General features: G+C 69.8%; 19 protein-coding genes. 11 read left to right on the top strand and 8 right to left on the bottom strand.

Annotated features, from left to right (window positions below; genetic code table 11):
- Nucleotides 1-25 precede the first annotated feature (25 nt).
- Nucleotides 26-1369 carry an ammonium transporter gene (locus tag AB6A69_RS10535; protein ID WP_371039258.1) on the top strand — a complete coding sequence of 448 codons (1344 nt, stop codon included), beginning with the start codon at nucleotides 26-28 and terminating at the stop codon, nucleotides 1367-1369.
- Nucleotides 1370-1449: 80 nt separating this feature from the next.
- Here AB6A69_RS10535 and AB6A69_RS10530 read toward each other — a convergent pair whose 3' ends face one another.
- Nucleotides 1450-1827 carry a rhodanese-like domain-containing protein gene (locus tag AB6A69_RS10530; RefSeq protein ID WP_371039257.1) on the bottom strand — a complete coding sequence of 126 codons (378 nt, stop codon included), beginning with the start codon at nucleotides 1825-1827 and terminating at the stop codon, nucleotides 1450-1452.
- 148 nt (nucleotides 1828-1975) lie between these two features.
- Here AB6A69_RS10530 and mutL point away from each other — a divergent pair, with 148 nt between their 5' ends.
- Together mutL and AB6A69_RS10520 are read left to right on the top strand one after the other, a co-directional pair.
- Nucleotides 1976-3832, top strand: a complete 1857-nt coding sequence (gene mutL / locus AB6A69_RS10525; protein ID WP_371060733.1) for a DNA mismatch repair endonuclease MutL — start codon at nucleotides 1976-1978, stop codon at nucleotides 3830-3832.
- Entirely contained in the window at nucleotides 3829-4998 is a 1170-nt protein-coding gene (locus AB6A69_RS10520; protein WP_371060732.1) for a DNA recombination protein RmuC, read from the top strand. The genes mutL and AB6A69_RS10520 overlap by 4 nt, the downstream gene beginning before the upstream one ends.
- Before the next feature lie 18 nt (nucleotides 4999-5016).
- Here the strand turns inward: AB6A69_RS10520 and AB6A69_RS10515 are convergent, their stop codons facing one another.
- Together AB6A69_RS10515 and AB6A69_RS10510 are read right to left on the bottom strand one after the other, a co-directional pair.
- Nucleotides 5017-5676 carry a ChrR family anti-sigma-E factor gene (locus tag AB6A69_RS10515; protein ID WP_371060984.1) on the bottom strand — a complete coding sequence of 220 codons (660 nt, stop codon included), beginning with the start codon at nucleotides 5674-5676 and terminating at the stop codon, nucleotides 5017-5019.
- An 8-nt stretch (nucleotides 5677-5684) separates the two neighbouring features.
- The gene (locus AB6A69_RS10510) at nucleotides 5685-6245 is read right to left on the bottom strand and encodes a sigma-70 family RNA polymerase sigma factor (RefSeq protein ID WP_371039254.1); all 561 of its coding nucleotides are present in this window, start codon (nucleotides 6243-6245) and stop codon (nucleotides 5685-5687) included.
- 228 nt (nucleotides 6246-6473) lie between these two features.
- Between AB6A69_RS10510 and AB6A69_RS10505 the strand changes: the two genes are divergently transcribed.
- The 5 genes from AB6A69_RS10505 (at nucleotide 6474) to AB6A69_RS10485 (ending at nucleotide 11106) form a co-directional block, all read left to right on the top strand.
- The gene (locus AB6A69_RS10505) at nucleotides 6474-7769 is read left to right on the top strand and encodes an NAD(P)/FAD-dependent oxidoreductase (protein WP_371060731.1); all 1296 of its coding nucleotides are present in this window, start codon (nucleotides 6474-6476) and stop codon (nucleotides 7767-7769) included.
- Entirely contained in the window at nucleotides 7766-8524 is a 759-nt protein-coding gene (locus AB6A69_RS10500; RefSeq protein ID WP_371060730.1) for a DUF1365 domain-containing protein, read from the top strand. The genes AB6A69_RS10505 and AB6A69_RS10500 overlap by 4 nt, the downstream gene beginning before the upstream one ends.
- Nucleotides 8521-9729 (top strand): MFS transporter, encoded by a 1209-nt coding sequence (locus tag AB6A69_RS10495; protein WP_371060729.1) that lies wholly within the window; start codon nucleotides 8521-8523, stop codon nucleotides 9727-9729. The genes AB6A69_RS10500 and AB6A69_RS10495 overlap by 4 nt, the downstream gene beginning before the upstream one ends.
- Before the next feature lie 270 nt (nucleotides 9730-9999).
- Complete coding sequence (locus AB6A69_RS10490; RefSeq protein WP_371060728.1) at nucleotides 10000-10731, top strand: SDR family NAD(P)-dependent oxidoreductase; 732 nt, start codon at nucleotides 10000-10002, stop codon at nucleotides 10729-10731.
- Nucleotides 10732-10779: 48 nt separating this feature from the next.
- Entirely contained in the window at nucleotides 10780-11106 is a 327-nt protein-coding gene (locus AB6A69_RS10485) for a DUF3775 domain-containing protein (protein WP_371039249.1), read from the top strand.
- 13 nt (nucleotides 11107-11119) lie between these two features.
- Here the strand turns inward: AB6A69_RS10485 and AB6A69_RS10480 are convergent, their stop codons facing one another.
- The 5 genes from AB6A69_RS10480 to AB6A69_RS10460 all read right to left on the bottom strand — a co-directional run bounded on the left by AB6A69_RS10480 (nucleotide 11120) and on the right by AB6A69_RS10460 (nucleotide 16689).
- Nucleotides 11120-12265: a saccharopine dehydrogenase family protein gene (locus AB6A69_RS10480; RefSeq protein WP_371060727.1), complete on the bottom strand. Its 1146-nt coding sequence runs from the start codon at nucleotides 12263-12265 to the stop codon at nucleotides 11120-11122.
- The gene (locus AB6A69_RS10475; RefSeq protein ID WP_371060726.1) at nucleotides 12262-13317 is read right to left on the bottom strand and encodes a saccharopine dehydrogenase; all 1056 of its coding nucleotides are present in this window, start codon (nucleotides 13315-13317) and stop codon (nucleotides 12262-12264) included. Before AB6A69_RS10475 ends, AB6A69_RS10480 begins: the two co-directional genes overlap by 4 nt.
- A gap of 10 nt (nucleotides 13318-13327) precedes the next feature.
- Nucleotides 13328-13981, bottom strand: coding sequence for a histidine phosphatase family protein (locus AB6A69_RS10470; RefSeq protein WP_371039247.1), 654 nt, complete (start codon nucleotides 13979-13981; stop codon nucleotides 13328-13330).
- A 93-nt stretch (nucleotides 13982-14074) separates the two neighbouring features.
- Nucleotides 14075-14776 (bottom strand): response regulator, encoded by a 702-nt coding sequence (locus AB6A69_RS10465; protein WP_371039245.1) that lies wholly within the window; start codon nucleotides 14774-14776, stop codon nucleotides 14075-14077.
- Nucleotides 14773-16689, bottom strand: coding sequence for a PAS-domain containing protein (locus tag AB6A69_RS10460; RefSeq protein WP_371060725.1), 1917 nt, complete (start codon nucleotides 16687-16689; stop codon nucleotides 14773-14775). The genes AB6A69_RS10465 and AB6A69_RS10460 overlap by 4 nt, the downstream gene beginning before the upstream one ends.
- Nucleotides 16690-16893: 204 nt before the next feature.
- Between AB6A69_RS10460 and AB6A69_RS10455 the strand changes: the two genes are divergently transcribed.
- From AB6A69_RS10455 to AB6A69_RS10445, 3 genes are all read left to right on the top strand, one after another.
- Complete coding sequence (locus tag AB6A69_RS10455) at nucleotides 16894-18870, top strand: AMP-binding protein (RefSeq protein WP_371060724.1); 1977 nt, start codon at nucleotides 16894-16896, stop codon at nucleotides 18868-18870.
- 125 nt (nucleotides 18871-18995) lie between these two features.
- On the top strand, nucleotides 18996-19754 hold the full coding sequence (locus AB6A69_RS10450; RefSeq protein WP_371060983.1) for an ABC transporter ATP-binding protein: 759 nt from the start codon (nucleotides 18996-18998) through the stop codon (nucleotides 19752-19754).
- Between the two features lie 95 nt (nucleotides 19755-19849).
- Entirely contained in the window at nucleotides 19850-20836 is a 987-nt protein-coding gene (locus tag AB6A69_RS10445) for a branched-chain amino acid ABC transporter permease (RefSeq protein ID WP_371055661.1), read from the top strand.
- Nucleotides 20837-20838 lie beyond the last annotated feature (2 nt).

The following is a 20838-nucleotide window of genomic DNA, read 5'->3' as shown; positions in this document are numbered from 1 at the left end:
CAGGATGAAAGAGGGGAAAAAACCTATGAAACTCACGAGAACTCTTGCCCTGGCCGGCGTGCTGGCGGCGCTGCCCGCGCTCGCCATGGCGCAGGACGAGGCGCCGGCGCCGCTGGCGACGGACGAATTCGTCTGGATCATGAACTCGCTGCTGTTCCTGATCGGCGGCTTCCTGGTGTTCTTCATGGCCGCCGGCTTCGCCATGCTCGAGGGCGGGCTCGTCCGCTCTAAGAACGTGACCATGCAGATGACGAAGAACGTCGGGCTCTTCTCGCTCGCGGCGATCTTCTACTGGCTGATCGGCTACAACCTGATGTATCCGCTGGGCGACTGGGCGATCGAGGGCTGGTTCTCGGGCCTCTTCCCGGCCTGGGCGGTGCTCGAGCCCGTGGGCGTGACGCTCGCGGACGCCGATGATGCCTCCTACGCCTCCACCGGATCGGACTACATCTTCCAGCTGATGTTCTGCGCGGCGACCGCTTCGATCGTCTCGGGCGCGCTCGCCGAGCGGATCAAGCTCTGGCCGTTCCTGATCTTCACGATCGTCCTGACGGGCTTCATCTACCCGCTCACGGCGTCCTGGCAGTGGGGCGGCGGCTGGCTGTCCGAGGCCGGGTTCTCCGACTTTGCCGGCTCGACCGTCGTGCATGCCTGCGGCGCGGCCGCGGCGCTTGCCGGCGCGATCGTGCTCGGCCCGCGCAAGGGCAAGTACGACAAGGACGGCAAGGTGCACCCGATGCCGGGCTCCAACCTGGCGCTGGCGACGCTCGGGATGTTCATCCTGTGGCTCGGCTGGTTCGGCTTCAACGGCGGCTCGCAGCTCGCCATGGGGTCGGTCGGCGACGTGGCGGATGTCTCCCGCATCTTCTCCAACACCAACATGGCCGCGGCATCGGGCGCCGTCACCGCGCTGATCCTGACGCAAGTGCTCTATGGCAAGCCCGACCTGACCATGGTGCTCAACGGCGCGCTGGCCGGTCTGGTGTCGATCACCGCGGAGCCGCTCGCGCCCTCGCTTCTGCTCGCGGGCATCATCGGCGCCGTGGGCGGGGTGATCGTGGTGCTGACCGTCCCGATGCTGGACAAGTTCAAGATCGACGACGTGGTCGGCGCCATCCCGGTGCACGGTTTCGCCGGGATCTGGGGCACCTTCGCGGTCGTGCTGACCGGCACCTCCACGATCGGCCCGCAGATCCTCGGCATGGTCGGCATCATCGGCGCGACCTTCGTCCTGTCGCTGATCGTCTGGCTGATCCTCAAGGCCGTGATCGGCATCCGCGTCGACGAGGAGGCGGAGATCAACGGCCTGGACGTTTCCGAGCTGGGCATGGAGGCCTACCCCGAGTTCTCCAAGGGCGGATCTTCCTGAGCCGATCCCGAGAGAACCTTAAAAGAGGCCCGGGCATGGTCGTGCCCGGGCCTTCTTCGTTTCCGTCGGTCATGCGGGGCTCAGGGCTCGACCTTCTGCGGCGCGCCGCTTGCCATGTTCGTGCCGACATAGGGAAGTTTCGCGGTCTTCCATCCGGCGAACCCTCCTTCCATGTGCGCGATCCGGTCGAAACCCGCCTCGATCGCGGCGCGCGCGGTCTTCTCGGAGCGCACGCCGGAGCCGCAGTGGAACACGAGCCGCTTCTCGGACTGGCCGGGTAGGGATTTCGCGTCGAAGAAGGCGAGCGGCATCAGAAGCGCGCCCTCGATGTGCTCGAACATGTATTCCTGGGGTGTGCGCACGTCGATCAGCACGATCTCCCCGGCCCGGGCGGCTCGGGACACCTCCTCGGGGCTCCAGGTCTCGAGCTTGGCGTCGCCGACGGTCTCGGTCTTCATGAACGTCTCCTTGGCTGCATGGTCGGTCGGGGTCCGAAGGCTGCCCCGCGCGCCCAAGACTAGCGGTTCGCCGCGCCGCCGCACAGAGGGCGGCGACGCGGCCGTGCCGGGTGGTCGAATCGTGCATGGGCGTGCTAGGTCTTGTTGAATGAACGAATTCAGCCACAAGATAACCGCGTCGCGCCCGGTCATTCGTGCGCTCGACGAGGCCGCCATCAACCGCATCGCCGCCGGCGAGGTCGTGGAGCGGCCCGCCTCGGCGGTGAAGGAGCTTGTGGAGAACGCGATCGATTCCGGTGCCGGGCGGATCGAGATCGCCCAGGCCGACGGCGGCAAGACGCTGATCCGTGTCCGCGACGACGGCTGCGGCATGACGGCGGACGACCTTCCCTTCGCGGTGGCGCGTCATGCCACCTCCAAGATCGACGGGTCGGACCTCCTCGATATCCGCAGCTTCGGGTTCCGCGGCGAGGCGCTGGCCTCGCTCGGCGCGGTGGGCCGGCTGACGCTCACCAGCCGCGCGCAGGGCGCGGAGGCCGCGTCGCTGACCGTCACGGGCGGCGACATGGGCCCGGTGCGGCCCGCCGCGCTCGACCGCGGCACGGTGGTGGAACTGCGCGACCTCTTCCGTGCGACGCCCGCGCGGCTGAAGTTCCTGCGCACCGACCGCGCAGAGGCGCAGGCCATCGCGGACGCCGTGCGCCGCCTCGCCATGGCCGAACCCTTCGTGGGCTTCACGCTGCGCGACGTGACGGGCGGCGGCGAAGGGCGGGTCAGCTTCCGCGCCGACGCGGAGACCGGCGATCTTTTCGACGCGCTTGCCGGGCGGCTAGCATCGGTCCTCGGAGAGGATTTCCTGCGAAACGCGCTTCCCATCGAGGCCGAGCGCGAGGGGCTGCGGCTGCGCGGCTACGCGGCGCTTCCCACCTATTCGCGCGGGGCGGCGGTGGCGCAGTATCTTTTCGTGAACGGCCGCCCGGTGCGCGACCGGATGCTGGTGGGCGCGCTGCGTGCCGCCTACATGGACGTGCTGCCGCGCGACCGCCACGCGGTGGCCGCGCTTTACGTCGACTGCGATCCGCGGCTCGTGGACGTGAACGTGCATCCCGCCAAGACGGAGGTGCGCTTTCGCGACCCGGGCGTGGCCCGCGGGCTGATCGTCTCGGCGCTTCGCCATGCGCTGGCCGAGGCCGGGCACCGGGCGTCCACCACCGTGGCGGGGGCGGCGCTCGGCGCGGCGCGGCCCGAAGCGCCGGCCGCGCCCCGCTACCAGATGGACCGGCCCTCCGCCGGGGCGCGGGCCGCCTCCTACATGGCCCAGGCACCGGGCTTCGCCGAGATGGCGGACGACTGGAGCGCGCGGATCGACGCGCCGCAGGACGTGGCCGAGGACGCGCCAACCGCGCAGGCGGCGCCCGCGGAGCGGCTGCCGCTCGGCGCCGCGCGCGCGCAGCTTCACGAGACCTACATCGTCGCGCAGACGGAAGACGGCGTGGTGATCGTGGATCAGCACGCGGCGCATGAGCGGCTGGTCTACGAGCGGCTGAAGCGCCAGCTCGCCGAGGCGGATGTCGCGTCGCAGGCCCTGCTCATTCCCGAGATCGTGTCGCTGGCCGGCCCGGACCGGGCGCGCCTTCTGGACGCGGCGAAGGATCTGTCCCGTCTCGGGCTGGCGCTCGAGCCTTTCGGCGGCGACGCCATCGCGGTGCGCGCGACCCCGGCCGCGCTGGGCGCGGTGGATGCGCGCGCGCTCGTGCGCGACGTGGCCGACGAGCTGGCCGACGAGGGCGAAAGCCAGGCGGTCGAGACGCGGCTGCTCTCGGTGCTGAGCCGCGCCGCCTGCCACGGCTCCATCCGTGCGGGACGGCGGATGCGGGCCGAGGAGATGAACGCCCTGCTGCGCGAGATGGAGGCGACGCCGCTTTCGGGCCAGTGCAACCACGGGCGGCCCACTTACGTCGAGTTGAAGCTTGCCGACATCGAGCGGCTTTTCGGACGGCGATGATCGAGCTCGGCGACCGCGCCGTGGCGCTTGACGACCCCCTCGCCCTCGCGCTCATCGGCGGGGCGGCGCTTCTCCTGCTTGCCCTGTGGCTGCTGGTCGTGACCGCGCGCGCCGCGGGCCGGGCGGCGCGCACGGTTGAGCCGCTTCAACGGCAACTGGGCGCGCTCGGCCAGCGGGTGCGCGAACTGGGCGACGGGCAGCACCGGCTTTCGGGCGGGCTGACCCACGTCGCCGAAGCGCAGGCCCGCTCACAGACGGAGACGCTGCGCCTGATGGAAGAGCGCCTCGCGCAGGTGAACGAGCGGATCGGCGAGAGCCTCTCGGGCAGCGCGCGGCGCACCGCCCATTCGCTGGGCGAGCTTCAGGAGCGTCTGAAGACCATCGACCGCGCGCAGGAGAAGATCACCCAGCTTTCCGGCGATGTGCTCGGCCTGCAGGACATCCTGTCGAACAAGCAGACGCGCGGGGCGTTCGGTGAGATCCAGCTTTACGACATCCTCGCCAAGGCGTTGCCGCGCGACAGCTATTCGGTGCAGGGCAAGCTTGCCTCGGGCGCGCGCCCCGATGCGCTCGTGCACCTGCCGCACCCGCCCGGGCCCATCGTCATCGACAGCAAGTTCCCGCTCGAGGCGTACGAGGCGCTGCGGCGCGCGGAAACGCGCGAGGCGGCGCAGCGCGCGGCGCAAGCGTTCCGGCAGGCCGTACGCGCCCATGTCCGCACGATCGCGGAGAAATACATCGTCGAGGGCGAAACGGCCGACGGGGCGCTGATGTTCCTGCCGTCCGAGGCCGTCTACGCAGAGCTTCACGGCAACTTCCCGGACCTCGTGCGGGAGGGCTTCGCGGCGCATGTCTGGATCGTGTCGCCCACCACCTGCATGGCCACGCTCAACACCATGCGCGCGGTGTTGAAGGACGCGCGGCTGCGCGCCGAGGCCGCGCGCATCCGCCGGGAACTGTCGCTACTGGGGTCGGACATGGCCCGGCTCGGCCAGCGGGTGGAGAATCTCGACCGCCACTTCGGGCAGGCGGCGCGGGACGTGGCCGAGATCAAGCTGAGCGCGGAGAAGGCGGCCGCCCGGGCCCACCGGCTCGACCGGTTCGAGTTCGACGACCCGATCGATGAGGCGGCGGCTGGACCGCCGTCCCCCGATGCGGCGGAGTGAGCGGCCCGCCGCCCGGGATCAGATTTGCAGGAAGGGCTGGGCGAGCCGCGGCACGAGGCCCGAGAACCGCAAGGGGGCGTCGGTGACCGCGAGGCAGATGCAATCCTCGCCCTCTTCGGCGACGGGGCTGTGGTGCAGCTTCTCGTCGGCGATCTCGACGTCGCCCGGCCCGAAGCGATCGGTCTTGTCACTGAATGCGCCGCGCAGGACGAGAGTGACCTCGGCACCGCTGTGCCCGTGATCCGGAACCGCCATGCCTGCGGGGATGTAGAGAAGACGCGCGCGCGCCTCGCCGGTCATGGGCAGGAGGGCCTGCTTAACGCCGCGGCCGATGTTCTGCCAGCGCACGTCGTCGAGACCGCCGCCGACATAGACCCGAACGGGCGCGGGCAACGCCTCGCCGGGCGCGGCGGCCGGAACGGCCGCCTCGGCCGGTTCGGGAAGACCCGTCTCGATCAGGCGCAGCGTCGCGGCGAGGCTGTCCTCGTCGAGCGCCACCGCGTCCTCGTTTTCGAGCACGGCGCCACCCAGGGTTTCGTAGCTCTCGGCCTCGGCACGGCAGGCGTCGCACAGGGACAGGTGCGACGCCACCACGAGATCGAAGGCCTCGGGCAGGGCGCCGGCGGCGTAAGCCATCAGCAGTTGCGGACTCAGGTGATGCTTGATCTTGGCAGTCATCGGCATGGTCACTTCATTTCGTGGCGCAGGCGCTCCAGCGCCAGGCGAATTCTCGATTTTATGGTGCCGAGCGGCAGGCCCGTCTCGGCGGCGATCTCGGTGTGACTGAGTTCCCCGAAATACGCGCGCTCGATCAGGTATCTCTGCTTGTCCGGCAGCGCGCGCAGCGCCTCGGCCAGGCGGTCCGTCTCCTGCTGAAGCGTCACCACCTCTTCCTGGTCGGGGTCCGCCTCGGGCCCCCAGGGAAGATCCTCGGGCTCGGGGCGGCGCTGGCGGCGCAGCGCGTCGATACGGCGGTTGCGCGCGATCGTGAACACCCAGGTGGCGACGCTGGCGCGGGCCGGGTCGAACTGGTGCGCCTTCTGCCAGAGCGTCGCCATCACTTCCTGCGTGCATTCCTCGGCAAGGCCGGCATCCGCGCCCGATCGGATCAGAAACGCCTTCACGCGCGGAGCGAAATGTCCGAAAAGCTCGGCGAAGGCGCCCTGATCGCGCGTGTCCCGGATGCGATGGACATGCGCGGTCCAGTCACAGGCGGCATCGCTCTTGGCGTCTCCCGCACCCGTCACGATCGCGGCCCGCGCTGCATCGGCGCGCCCGCCCGGACAGCTGGAAAGCACAGGCGCCGGAGGCGGCGTGAATGCGTGGTCGAGTGTGTCGACATCCGTAAACATACCTTTATTACGGGTCGCCGAAAGCGGTGGATCACCCGGGCCGAAAGATTCCTTGTCATCGGCCCGGCCAAGATCACCGTAATGAAGTGCACAAGACAACCCAAGAGACGGAGTCCGCCCCTCATGCCATTCGAGCAGCCCCCCACCACCCCCCGCAGGATCGCCGTGATCGGCGGAGGCATTTCCGGCATGGGCGCGGCGCATTACCTGGCGGACGCGCACCGCGTGACGCTCTTCGAGGCGGAGCCGCGGCTGGGGGGCCATGCGCGCACGGTGCTCGCGGGCAAGCACGGCGACCAGCCGGTGGACATGGGCTTCATCGTCTTCAACAACGCCAATTACCCGCTTCTCACCCGGCTGTTCGACGAGCTCGACGTCCCCGTGACGGAAAGCCGCATGAGCTTCGGTGTCTCGATCGACGGGGGGCGCTTCGAGTACGGTCTTTCCAGCCTCGGGTCGGTTTTCGCGCAGCGCCGCAATCTCGCAGACCCGCGCTACTGGCGGCTCATCCGCGACGTGCTGCGCTTCAACGCGCGGGGGTACGACACCGCGCAGGAGGCCGGGCTGACCGTGGGCGGCCTGCTCGACCGGCTGCGCTCGGGCCGCTGGTTCCGCGACTACTACCTGCTGCCCTTCTCGGGCGCGATCTGGTCGGTGCCCAAGGCGCAGATACTGGAATTCCCGGCCCGCGCGATGCTGGAATTCTTCCGCAACCACCACCTGCTCGGGATCACCGGACAGCACCAGTGGTACACCGTGGCCGGCGGCTCGATCGAGTATGTCCGCCGCCTCGAGGCGGCGCTCGGCGGCCAGGGAGTGGACATCCGCAAGGGCTGCGCGGTGCGTTCCGTGCGCCGGGATGCCGGCGGCGTGGAGGTGGCGGTGCCCGGCGGCCCGCCCGAGCGGTTCGACGAAGTGGTGTTCGCCACCCATTCGGACCAGGCGATGCGGCTTCTGTCGGATCCGACCGCCGAGGAGCGCGCCACGGTCGGGCGCATCGGCTACCAGCCCAACCGCGTGGTGCTGCATTCCGACACCGGCGTGATGCCGCGCCGGCGGCTCGCCTGGTCGTCGTGGAACTACACCGAGGACCCTGGCGGGCCGCAGGGGCGGATCCGGGTGAGCTACTGGATGAACTCGCTTCAGCCGATCCCCGAGGACGATCCGCTTTTCGTGACGCTGAACGACGCGCGCCCCATCCGCGAAGAGCTCATCCACGAAGAGACCACCTTCGCGCACCCGGTCTACGACACCGCGGCGCTCGAGGCGCAGGCGCGGTTGCCCGAACTCCAGGGCGCCAACGGGACATGGTTCTGCGGCGCCTGGGTCAAGAACGGGTTCCACGAGGACGGCCTGTCGAGCGCCCATGACGTGGCGCGGACAATCCTTGCCCGCGACGCCGGGATCGCGGCGGCGTGACCGCGCGGATCGAGCATATCGCCGGGCAGACCTTCCACGGGCGGAAGGGCGAGGTCCGCAACGCGTTCCGCTACGGCGTGGATTACCTTCTGCTCGACGCGGAGGCAGAGGTTGCCGCGCCGCGGCTCTTTTCCCGCAACGCGCGGAACCTCGTCTCGCTCTGGGACGTGGATCACGGCGGGGCGCGGGGCGCGGGGCGCGGGGCGGCCTGGGTGCGCGACGTGCTTGCCGCCCACGGGCTCGATCTGCCGGGACCGGTGCTGCTGCTCGCGCAGCCGCGGGTACTGGGCCACGTCTTCAACCCGGTCAGCTTCTGGCTGTGCCATGACGCGGAGGCGCGGCTTTGCGCGGTGATCGCGGAGGTCAACAACACCTTCGGCGACCGTCACTCCTATCTCGTGCATCACGACGACCTGCGCCCGATCGCGGCCGAGGACCGGCTGACCTCGCGCAAGATCTTCCACGTCTCGCCGTTCCAGCCGGTGGAGGGCGACTACACTTTCCGCTTCGACATAACCCGCGAGCGTGTCGGCGTGTGGATCGACTACCTGCGGGAGGATGGCGGCCTTCTGGCGACGTTGACGGGGCATCGCCGCCCGCTGACCACCCGCCGGCTTCTCGGTACCGGTCTGCGCCGGCCCTTCGGCTCGCGGCGGGTGCTCGCGCTCATTCACTGGCAGGCGCTGAAGCTGTGGTGGAAGGGCGCACGCTTCCATTCCCGCCCCGAGCCGCCGGAGGCCGAGATCACCCGATGACCCAGCGCCTCCCGGCCTATGGCCTGTTCGCCGCGATGCTCGCGTCGGCCGGGCTTCCGCTCTATATCCACGCGCCGAAGGTCTATGTGGACGAATACGGCGTGAGCCTTGCGGCGCTGGGCGCGGTGCTCTTCGGTCTGCGCCTTCTGGACGTGGTGCAGGATCCGCTGCTCGGCCGGCTCGTCGCGATGCTGCGGGGCCGCCGGCGGATCGCCGTCGCGGCAGGCGTCGCCATCATCGGCGCGGCGATGGTCGGGCTTTTCGGCGTGACGCCGCCGGTGGCCCCGCTTCTGTGGTTCGCGCTGATGCTGACATTCGTCTTCTCCGCGTTCAGCTTCCTGACCATCGCCTTCTACGCGCAAGGCGTGACCAAGGCGGACGACCTCGGACAGGGTGGGCATCTTCGCGTCGCGCGATGGCGCGAGACCGGCGCCCTTCTGGGCGTTTCCGCGGCGGCGGTGGCCCCCGCCGTGCTGGGATTCTCGGTCTTCGCCTGGGTTTTCGCCGCGCTGGCGCTGGCGGCGGGCCTTTCGATGCGGCGCGAATGGCGCGGCCCGGCCGGCGACGCGCTGGGCGGGGGCGGATTCGGACCCGTGCTGGCCGACCCGGGCGCGCGCCGGCTGCTGCTTGTCGCGCTCGCGAACGCGACGCCCGTGGCGGTGACATCCACGCTCTTCCTGTTCTTCGTCGAAAGCCGCCTTCAGGCGCCGGGCTACGAGGGGCCGTTGCTGCTGCTGTTTTTCATGGCCGCGGCCGGGGCGGCGCCCGCCTGGGGCGTGGCGGCCGACCGTTACGGGGCGCGGCGCGTGCTTCTTGGCGCGATGTCGCTGTCGGTCCTGGGCTTCATCTTCGCGCTCGGGCTCGGCGCGGGGGACTGGCCGGCCTTCGCGGTGATCTGCGTGATCACCGGCGCGGCGCTCGGCGCCGACATGGTGGTGCTGCCCGCGCTCTTCGCGAGCCGTCTCGCGGTGGTCGCGCCCGGGGCGGCGGAGGGCTTCGGGCTGTGGTCCTTCGTGTCGAAGGCCACGCTGGCGATCGCGGCGGTCTCGCTTCTGCCCGCGCTCGAGGCCGCGGGTTTCGAGGCCGGCACCGAGAACGACGAAACCGCCCTCTGGACGCTGACCTTCCTCTACGCGGGCGTACCTTGCGTGCTGAAACTCCTGGCCATGGGGTTGCTCGTCACCGCGCCCCTCGACGAGAAGTGAGGCGATGAATGTCCGCCCGAACGCCGTGACCGGCACGGACGGACACGCCCGCGCCGGCATCGTGGATGTTGTGGACGCGCAGCCGGGCTGGCACAAATGCGAGACGGGCACGCGACGCGGCAGCACCCGTCCGCCCGCGGCAAGCATCCGGGCGCGCGCCGCCGCTGCGGCCCGGCGGGTCCGCGCGGCGGACGGCAAAGACGCGGACGCGGTCGGCAGCCGCTGGGCCGTTCGGGCGGAACCGGCGACTACTCATGGAAAGGAGACGGCGTGAAGGACTGGACTGGTAAACGCTACTGGCTGATCGGGGCGAGCGAAGGGCTCGGTGAGGCGCTCGCGCGCAAGATGAGCGCGGCGGGCGTGGAACTCATCCTGTCCGCGCGCAGCGCAGAAAAGCTCGAGGCGCTGGCCGAGGACCTGCCGGGCCGCGCCTCGGCCGTGCCGGTGGACGTGACCGATCGCGAAAGCCTCGAGCGCGCGGCGGCCGAGATCGGAGAGATCGACGGGATGGTGTTCCTCGCCGGGGTCTACTGGCCGATGCCGTCGCAGGAGTGGAAGCCCGAGCAGGTCGAGGCCATGGCCGACGTGAACTTCACCGGCGCGGTGCGCGCGGTGGGCGCGGTGCTGCCGGCGATGGTGGCGCGCGATCGGGGCCACATCGTGCTGACCGGCAGCCTCTCGGGGTTCCGCGGTCTGCCCAGCGCCATCGGCTACGCCGCTTCGAAGGCCGGCGTCATGGCGCTGGCCGAAAGCATGCATTGCGACCTGCGAAAGACGGGCGTCGAGGTGCAACTCGTCAACCCGGGTTTCGTGCGCACGCGGCTCACCGACAAGAACGAGTTCCACATGCCCTTCCTGATGGAACCCGAGCACGCGGCGCGGGAGATCTTCGAGCACATGAGCGCGGGCGGCTTCGCGCGCAACTTTCCCACGCTCTTCTCGCTTCTGTTCCGGGGAAGCCTCTTTCTGCCGGACTGGCTTTACTACCGTGTCTTCTCATAGCATGAGCGGCTTCGCGGCAGCCGCCGCCCAGCCGGAAGGAGAGAAAGGATGCTGAGCATTTCGTCGCGCAAGGTCGCGCAGGTCGTGCTGATGGACCGCGAGCTCGGGCGGGCCGAGGCGGAGCTGCGCGCCTTCATCGACAACCTGCCCGAGGACGAGAAATACGAACTCGTGGCGGTGATGTGGATCGGCCGGGGCGCCTTCGACGCCGAGGAGCTCGGGGAAGCGGTCCGCACCGCCGAGGCGGAGGCGTCGACGCCCACCGCCGACTACCTCATCGGCACGCCGCATCTGTCCGATCACCTCGAGGCGGGCATGGAGGCGCTGGGCCTGCCGCTCGCCGACGACGAGGACGATCTTCTCGGGCACAGCTAGGCGCGGCGCGCCCTCAGCGAAGGAAGTCCACCACCTCGAGGTGCTGGGCCAGCCGGTCGATCTCCTCCAGCCAGCGCGCGACGAGGCGCGGATCCGAAGGTGCGGCGGAAACGCCCGCGGGAATCTCACGCGCGAGAACGGACTCGACCGCCTGCGCGACGGTCCGGCTGACCAGACGGCCCATGGCGGTGCCGCGCGCGTCGCCCCAGGCATCCATCACGTAGGTCTTGTGCCAGACGGGCGCGCCCGCCTTTTCGGCCAGCAGCGAGACGCAGAGCACGACCCTGTCGGCCTCGCCCTCGTCATAGGCATTCTCGGCCCAGAGCCGTTCGGAGAGATCGCGGAGGATCGTCTCTCCCTCCTCGCCCTCGGGCAGGGTCTCGATCGTGCGGAAGATGTCGGCCCAGGCGTCCGACCAGCCTTCGAGCCGGAGCGTGCCGCGCACGAATTCCTTCACCTTCCAGCGCGGCTCGAAGCCGTATTCCTCCATGAAGGGCAGCGAGTCGCGGTTGGGATAGACCTCGAAGCTCTCGGGGCGCGGCAACGGTGCGTCGTAGCGGCGGATCGCGTCCCAGGGCCGGGTCACGCGAAGCTCGCTGAAGTCGCGGATCGAGCGCGAGGGCGAGCGGAGCGCCTTCAGCACCCCGAGGGGCGACCAGCTGAACTTGTAGCGGAAGGCGTTGGCCTGCTTCGGGATGCCGCCGCAATAGGACAGGAAGGAGAGCGTGTTCTCCGGGTCGAAGGCCGGCGAGGCGCGGTACTCGGCCACGAGGTGATGCGCCATCAGGTGGTCGATGCCTGGGTCGAGCCCGACCTCGTTCACGAGCGCCACGCCCGCCGCCCGCGCCTTGCTGTCGAGCGTGCGCATCTCCGGCGAGATGTAGGAGGAGGAGACGAAGCCCGCCCCGGCCGCGATCGCGCGCTCGGCCAGCGGCACGTGCCAGTCGCCCGGCAGCATGGACACCACCACATCGCCCGGTTCCAGCGCCGCCGCGAGCGCGTCGATGTCGAAGGCCGAGATCCGGTCGGTCAGGTCGCCCACCGCGGCCTGCGCCTTTTCCGCCGTGCGGTTCCAGACATGGACGTCGTGGCCCGCCTCGATCAGCCGCCTGAGCCCGGGCACCGCCGAAAGCCCCGTTCCGCACCAGTGGATCGTCATGCCTGCACCTCCCTCACATGCCTGTCGAATTCCGCCCGCGCCCGGCCCCAGACGCCACTCTCCAGCTTGTCGAGCGCCCGGAGCGAGGGCAAGAGCTGCGCCGCGAAGTCCTCCGAGGACTCCCGCGGCAGGAGCGAGGGCAGGTTGTCGATGGCCATGACGTCGAGCGGCGGCGCGTCGTGCACGCGCACCACCGGCGCGGCCCAGTTCGTGGCCGCGTCGTAAAGCGGGATCGGGTTGTAGTCGCTGTCGGGATCGCAGGCGATATCGCCGATCACCCGCAGTTCGCGCCCCGTATCGCGCGCGTCGGGCCCCACGAAGACGGGCGTGCCCGGCCGCGCGAGGATGCAGTTGAAGAAGAGCGTGTGCCCGAGGATCTCGGGGAAGGGGCCGCCATGGGCCGTCTCTTCCATGTCCCAGCGCGTGGGCGCGATGCCCATCGCCTCGCAGAGGTCGGCCGCGCCCGTGCCGACGCGCCCCTTCGCGCCGATCACGATGGCCGAGGGCGCGTCGAGGCCCGCCATGTCCTGCCCCAGCTCGTCCAGAAGCGCGGCCGTGTCGTCGCGGGGCGCAACCGGCGGGCAGAGACCGCCACGGGCCTGCGCGGCCCAGGCCGTGAGGCTGACCGCCGCGCCGGCGTAGCCCGCCCAGTACCCGAAGGCCGCCACCCGGCGCCCCGCCTCGTCCACGAGATATTCGAGGTCGTAGAGCGCCCCGCCCCCCGCCGCGAAGCGCGCGAGCAGCCGTTGCCCCGCGTGCTGTCCCTTGAAGGCGTGGCCGAACATGATGTGGCGGTGCACGAGCGGCGTGCCGTCCTCCGGCAGCTCCTTCAGGCCGAAGATCAGCGCGTCGCGCGGCGCCTCCCGCCAGCTTCCGGCCTCGGCCAGCCCGCAGCCGGCGGCGGCGTAGTCGGCGGCCGGGATCACGCGGGTCGCGCTGTCCTCCACCGTCACCCGGATGCCCCGCCGAAGAAGATCGGCCGCGCCGGCGGGCGTGATGCCGACCCGTCGCTCGTTCGGCCGCGCCTCGGCCCTGACCCAGAGATGCGCCATGCCGCCTCCGTCAGTAATGGGTGCGCGCGTGGGCGCGGTCGGGCCGGTCGAGATGCGGCACGGCGTTGAAGCCGGAAAGGATCGTGCCGTGGTCGGTCACGAGGATCCGGTGGACCGAACTGTTGAGGATCGGCATCAGGATCCGCGCGAAGCTCTTCGGGTCGAGGCCGAGAAGGCTGCGCACGATCATGCCGATCACCCCGCCCGAGGTCACGCAGAGCACCCGGCGGCCGGGCTGCGCGGCCTCGTGCAGGATGTCGGTGACGCGAAGCTCGAACTCGCTGAAGGTCTCGTTGCCCATGATCTCTGCGTCGTGCCAGGCCTGCATGACCTCGGTGATGTGGGCGGCGAACTCCTCGTCGCTGCGCGGCATCGGCGTGCCGCGGTGCTGCCGCAGCGCGTCGCCGAGGTTGAAATAGTCCATCTCGTTGAGGCGCGGATCCGCCTCGGGGGCGGGGCCGAGCTCTCCCATGGCCGTGTGGGTCTCGCGGTGGCGGCGCAGCGTGCCGGTGAGCACCGCGTCGAAGGTCTCGCCGGTTTCGCGCATGTGGTTGCCGAGCCATTGGCTCTGCTGGTGGCCGAGCGGCGACAACCGGTCGTAGGACGCCTCGTCCGCCGCTGCCGAATTCGCCTGGCCATGCCGAATCAGGATGATCTCGCCCATGAAGGTCCCGCCTTGTTCCGGCGACAGCGCCTAGCCGATTTCGCGGGGCTTGCCAAACCGTTGCGCGAAAGCGCCGCGCGGCCGCGCATGGGCTCAGCCCCACTGCACCTCGCCGAGGAAGATGTAGCCCGCGCCGTAGACCGTCTTGATCAGGCGCGGGTTGCGCGGATCCTCGCGCAGCTTGGTGCGCAGCCGCGAGATGCGGACATCCATCGCGCGGTCGAAGCTTTCGCCGGCCGCGCCGCCGAGCGCCTCCTGCATGTGCCCGCGCGAAATGAGCCGGCGCGGGCTTTCGAGGAAAAGCCGCAGCACCTCGCCCTCGGCATGGCTGAAGGGGGTTTCCGTCCCGGCGTCGTCCTCGAGCGTGTACCGGTCGAAATGCGCGGTCCAGCCCTCGAAGCGCGCCGTCTCCGATGCGGCGGGCGCGGGCGCGCGCTTGCGCAGCCGCGCGCGGATCCGGGCGACCACCTCGGTCGGGTCGAAAGGCTTTATGATGTAGTCGTCGGCGCCGAGTTCCAGCCCGGTGACCCGGTCCTGCACCTGCGCGCGGCCCGAGATGATGATGACCGCCGCCCCGCTTTGCAGCGCGAGCCGGTGCACGAGCGTCAGCCCGTCGCGGTCGGGCAGGCCGAGATCGACGAGGCAGACATCCGGCACGGACTGGCGCAGCGCGGCCTCGAATTCGGTGGCCCGGGCGAAGCTCATGGTGCGGAACCCCGCCTCCTCCAGCGCGGTGGCGAGCATGGCGCGGATCGCCGGCTCGTCGTCGAGGATGGTGACGAGCGGCGCGCTCATGCCGCGGCCTGGGGGCCGAGCGCGGCGGCGAGCGTCTCCACCCCGAAGGGCTTGGCCAGCACCGGCGCGAGCGACAGCGCCTCGCGGTGGCGGGGATCCTCGGGCGGCAGCGAGGTCATCAGCCAGATCGGCGGGCCGTCGGGGCCGAGCGCGCGGGCGAGGTCGAGGCCCGTCTCGGCACCGGCGAGCGAGATGTCGGAAAGCACCGCGCCGATTTCCGGCAGGCCGTCGAGAAGCGCGCGCGCCTCCGCCACGGAGGCCGCTTCTGCGACCGCGTGGCCAAGTCCCGTCAGCATGGCGCGGAGCGACGCGCGCAGATCGGCGCTGTCCTCCACCAGCAGCACGAGCCGGCCATCGCCCAGCGTCGGCGCGGGCCGAAGCGGAAGCCGCAGCGCCACCCGCGCCCCGGAGAGGGTGTTGCCGAGCGTCACGCGCCCGCCGGCGAGCTTCGCCATGTCGTAGACCATCGCGAGGCCGAGGCCGGACCCCTCGCCGCCCTTGGTGGTATAGAACGGTTCCAGCGCGCGGGCGAGCGCCGCATCGGAAAAGCCCGGGCCCGTGTCGCTGACGCTGAATTCGGCCCAGGTGGCCTGCACCTCCTCCAGCACGACCGAGATGCGCCCGGCGCCGCCGCAGGCGTCGCGCGCATTCAGGATGAGGTTGAGGAGCGCGTCCTGAACGAGCCCGGCGTCGAGCAGGATCCGGCGCCCCTCCAGCCCGTTCACCACCGAGAGCGCGACGCCGTCGGGCAGCGCGGCGCGCGCCAGCGTCGCGAGATCGCCGAGGAAGGCGGACGTGTCGCACGGCCGTGGGCGCCAGTCCCGCGCGCCGGTCAGATCGGCCAGCCGGTCGAGCAGCGTGCCGCCCCGGTGCGCCGCGGAAAGCGTCGCCTCCACCAGCGCGCGCGCGTCCGTGTCGAGCGGCCGCCGCGCGAGCTGGGCCTGGCTGCCGAGGATGATGGTGAGCAGGTTCGCGAAATCATGCGCGAGCCCCGAGGTGAGCCGCGCCGCCATCTCCCGGCGCCTCGTCTGCTGGAGCGTGGCGCGCGCCTGGGTCTCCTCGGTCACGTCCATCGAAAGGATGTAGACGCCCGCGATCCCGTCCGCGCGCCGGTCCGGCGTGAAGGCCGCGCGGATGCGGCGCTGGCTGATCTCGTCGGTGAACTCGAAGACGCTTTCGCGCCCCTCGAAGGCGGCGTCGAGGCGCGGGCGGATCCGGGCATGGGCCTGAAGCCCCAGAACCTCGGCGATGGGCCGGCCCACGATGTCGCGCGGGCGGCCCGGCATGACCGAGGACAGCCGCCGGTTCGAGTAGGTGTAACGCCGCTCGCCGTCCACATGGGCGATGTGCGCCGGCATCATCTCGGCGGTCAGGCGCGTGCGCGCCTCCATCTCGGTGAGCTGGCGCGTCGCCTCCTCGAGCGCGGCGTTCGTGGCGGCGAGTTGCCGGTTCGTGGCGGCGAGTTCCTCGGAATGGGCGATCAGCCGGTCCGACAGCTCGGCCGAGCGCGCGCGCAGAAGCGCCTCGTGCTGCTTGGCCGGCGTTATGTCCGTGTAGACGGTGACCCAGCCGCCCTGGGGCAGCGGCGCGCCCTCGACGCTGATGGTGCGCCCGTTGGCGCGGGTACGCTCCATGTAATGCGGCTCGAAGGCGCGGGCGATGTCGACGCGGTCGCGCACCGCCTGCTCCACGTCCTCGACGGGTCCGTATTCGCCGCGCGTCACGAGGTGGCGGATCGTGTCCTCGAAGCGCGCCCCCGGCTCCACCAGCCATCGCGGCAGGTCGAACATCTCCTGGAAGCGGCGGTTGCAGGCCGCAAGGCGCAGATCGCTGTCGTAGATCGACAGCGCCTGCTGGATCAGGTTGAGCCCCGCCATCATCAGGGCCTCGGTGCCGCGCGCGTGCTCGGCCATCGGCGTCCTCTCCTCCCGGATGGAATGGCTAGCACCGGACGCATCGGGCGCAAAGGGCCTCCGCAGCGGGCCTGTTACAATTTGCAAGGATTTCGACATTTTCCCGAAAAGGTTGACGCCGAGCCTTTCCCACGGGTCAGATATGACCTCGTCGCTTGGGAGGGCGGCGCCCCGGAGACGACCCCGGGACTGGGAGGAGACATCTTGGCGACGACACCAGCGGGCGCGGCGGATCTTCGGTCGATCCCGGCGCTACTAGAGCGGAATGTGCGCGCGTTCGGCGACGCCCCGGCCTACCGGGAGAAGGAATTCGGCATCTGGCAGGGCTGGAGCTGGGCCGAGGCCGCGCGCGAGATCGACGCGTTCGCCCTCGGGCTTCTCAACCTTGGCGTGGCGGAGGGAGATTTCGTCGCCGTCATCGGGCGCAACAGGCCCTATCTCTACTGGGCGATGGTGGCGGCGCAGTCGGTGGGCGCGGTGCCCGTGCCGCTTTACCAGGACGCCGTCGCCGAGGAGATGGCCTATGTGATGGGGCATTGCGGCGCGCGCTTCGCCGTCGTCGCCGACCAGGAGCAGGTCGACAAGCTCATCGAGGTGCAGGAGCGCCTGCACCAGCTCGAGCACATCATCTACATCGATCCGCGCGGGCTTCGGAAATACGACCATTCGCGGCTGCACCAGTTCAGCCACGTTCAGGATCAGGGCCGCGCCGCGGAAGAGGAGTTCGCGCCGGAGCTGGAGCGGCGCCGCGCGCGGCTGACCTACGACGACATCTGCGTGATGCTCTACACCTCGGGCACCACGGGAAAGCCCAAGGGCGTCGTGCTTTCGAACCGCAACATCATCGAGACGGCGAAGGCCTCCGCCGAGTTCGACGCCCTGACACGGCAGGAGGAGGTGCTGGCCTACCTGCCGATGGCCTGGGTGGGCGACTTCATCTTTTCGATCGGGCAGGCCTACTGGGCGGGGTTCTGCGTGAACTGCCCCGAAAGCCCCGACACGATGATGACCGACCTCCGCGAGATCGGCCCGACCTACTATTTCGCCCCGCCGCGCATCTTCGAGACGCAGCTGACCACCGTGATGATCCGGATGGAGGACGCGGGGAAGATCAAGAAGCGGATCTTCGACGCCTTCATGGCGCACGCCCGCCGGGTGGGGCCGGCGATCCTCGACGGCAAGCCCGTGGGCGGCTGGGACCGGTTCCGCTACTGGCTCGGCAACATCCTCGTCTACGGGCCGCTCAAGAACGTGCTGGGCCTGTCGCGCATCCGCGTGGGCTACACGGCCGGAGAGGCGATCGGGCCGGAGATCTTCGACTTCTACCGCTCCCTCGGGATCAACCTGAAACAGCTCTACGGCCAGACGGAAGCGTCGGTCTTCATCACCCAGCAGCCCGACGGCGAGGTACGCTCGGACACCGTCGGCGTGCCCTCCCCGGGCGTGGAGGTCGAGGTGCGCGAGAACGGCGAGGTCTATTACCGCAGCCCGGGTGTCTTCGTCGAGTACTACAAGAACCCCGAATCCACCGCCGACACGAAGGATCCGGACGGCTGGGTGGCCACGGGCGACGCGGGCTTCTTCGAGCCCGATACCGGGCACCTGCGCATCATCGACCGCGCGAAGGACGTGGCCAAGATGGCGGACGGGAGCCTCTTCGCGCCGAAATACGTCGAGAACAAGCTCAAGTTCTACCCCAACATTCTGGAGGCCGTGGTGTTCGGGGCGGGCCGCGACCGCTGCTGCGCCTTCGTCAACATCGACCTCAGCGCCGTCGGCAACTGGGCGGAGCGCAACAACATCGCCTACGCCTCCTACCAGGAGCTGGCGGGCCACCCGCGGGTGCTGGAGATGATCCAGAACCACGTCGAGGAGACCAACCGCTCCATCGCCGAGGACGAGATGCTGTCGGCCTGCCAGGTTCACCGCTTCCTCGTGCTGCACAAGGAACTCGACGCCGACGACGGGGAGCTGACCCGCACCCGCAAGGTGCGCCGCAAGATCATCGGCGAGAAGTTCGACGACCTCGTGACCGCGCTCTACGACGGCTCGGAGAGCGTCTACACCGAGACGGAAGTCACTTACGAGGACGGCCGCAAGGGCAAGATCAAGGCGACGCTGGAGATCCGCGACGCGGAGGTCGTGCCGGTGCGCACGCCACGGAAGGAGGCCGCGGAATGAGCGCCGATCCCGTCGTCAGCCGCGACGATCTTGCCGAAACGGTGCATGAAAGCACCCATGAGGGCGGCGCGCACCGCGACGCGGGCCATGTCACCGCCGATGGCCGCACGATCGGCGGCGTGGTGATGGAGATGAAGAACATCACCCTGCGTTTCGGCGGCGTCACCGCGATCAGGGACATCTCCTTCGACATCCGCGAGGGCGAGATCCGCGCGATCATCGGGCCGAACGGCGCGGGAAAGTCCTCGATGCTGAACGTCATCTCGGGCTTCTACTTGCCGCAGGAGGGCGAGGTCTGGTTCCGCGGCGAGAAGCGCCCGTGGATGCGGCCCTACCAGGTCGCGCGGCAGGGCATCGCGCGCACCTTCCAGAACATCGCGCTCTTCGAGGGGATGAGCGTCCTCGACAACGTGATGACCGGGCGGCTGACGCAGATGCGCACGGGGATCTTCGCGCAGGCGCTCTGGAAGGGCGCGGCCGAGCGCGAGGAGGTGGAAAACCGCGAGAACGCGGAACGGATCATCGACTTTCTCGAGATCCAGCACATCCGCAAGACGCCCGTCGGACGTTTGCCCTACGGGCTGAAGAAGCGGGTGGAACTGGCCCGCGCGCTCGCGGCCGAGCCGGCGCTGCTGCTGCTGGACGAACCGATGGCGGGCATGAACGTCGAGGAGAAGGAGGACATGAGCCGCTTCATCCTGGACGTGAACGACGAGTTCGGCACCACCATCGCCCTGATCGAGCATGACATGGGCGTGGTCATGGACCTCTCGGACCGGGTGGTGGTGATGGATTACGGCAAGAAGATCGGCGACGGGACGCCCGACGAGGTGCGCAACAACCAGGAGGTGATCGATGCCTATCTGGGGGTGGCCCATGACTGAGCGACGGACGGACGGCGCTCGGCTTCGCCATCGCCCCGCCCGCCGTCCCGCGGGCGTGGCGCGCGGTGCGTCGGGAACGGCAAGGGAGGCGAGCGATGCCTGAACAGTTCTTCTGGGGCATCGAGGTCGTGCTGAACGGCCTGATGGCCGGCGTGCTCTACGCGCTCGTCGCGCTGGGCTTCGTGTTGATCTTCAAGGCGAGCGGGATATTCAATTACAGCCAGGGGGTGCTGGCGCTCTTCGCGGCGCTGACGCTGGTCGGCATCATGGACGGGCAGGTGCCCTTCTCGCATCTCATCAACGCCGTCTTCGGAACCGAGATCCACCATTTCGGCTGGCACCTTCCGGCGCTGGCCGCGATCCTGCTGACCGCGCTCGTCATGGTGGGGCTGGCCTGGGCGGTGCAGCAGCTCATCTTCCGCCACCTCGTGGGGCAGGAACCGATCATCCTGTTCATGGCGACGATCGGCCTGGCCTATTTCCTCGAGGGGCTGGGCGACGTCATGTGGGGCGCCGACATCAAGAACCTCGACGTCGGGCTGCCGCAGGGCATCAACACCACGATCGACGAGATGACCTACACTTGGTTCGGCTACGGGTTCTTCATCGACAATCTCGACATCGCGGCCACGCTGATCGCCGCGGCGCTGGTCACGCTGCTGATCCTTTTCGCGCAATACACCAAGCAGGGCCGTGCCATGCGCGCCGTGGCCGACGATCACCAGGCCGCGCTTTCCGTCGGCATCTCGCTCAACTTCATCTGGGTCATGGTCTGGTCGCTGGCGGGCATCGTCGCGCTTGTGGCCGGCATCATGTGGGGCACGAAGATGGGCGTGCAGTTCTCGCTCTCGCTCATCGCGCTGAAGGCGCTGCCGGTGCTGATGCTGGGCGGCTTCACCTCGATCCCCGGCGCGATCGTCGGCGGCCTCATCATCGGCGTGGGCGAGAAGCTTTTCGAGTTCCTCATCGGCCCCATGGTCGGAGGCGCCACCGAGAACTGGTTTGCCTATGTGCTCGCGCTCGTCTTCCTCGTCTTCCGGCCGCAGGGCCTGTTCGGCGAGAAGATCATCGAGAGGGTCTGAGC

Origin of the sequence: Rhodosalinus sp. 5P4 (assembly GCF_041365695.1) — a bacterium.
Classification (GTDB): Bacteria; Pseudomonadota; Alphaproteobacteria; order Rhodobacterales; family Rhodobacteraceae; genus Rhodosalinus.
The sequence above is the reverse complement of the archived record's forward strand: the minus strand, read 5'-3'. Positions and strand labels throughout refer to the sequence as shown.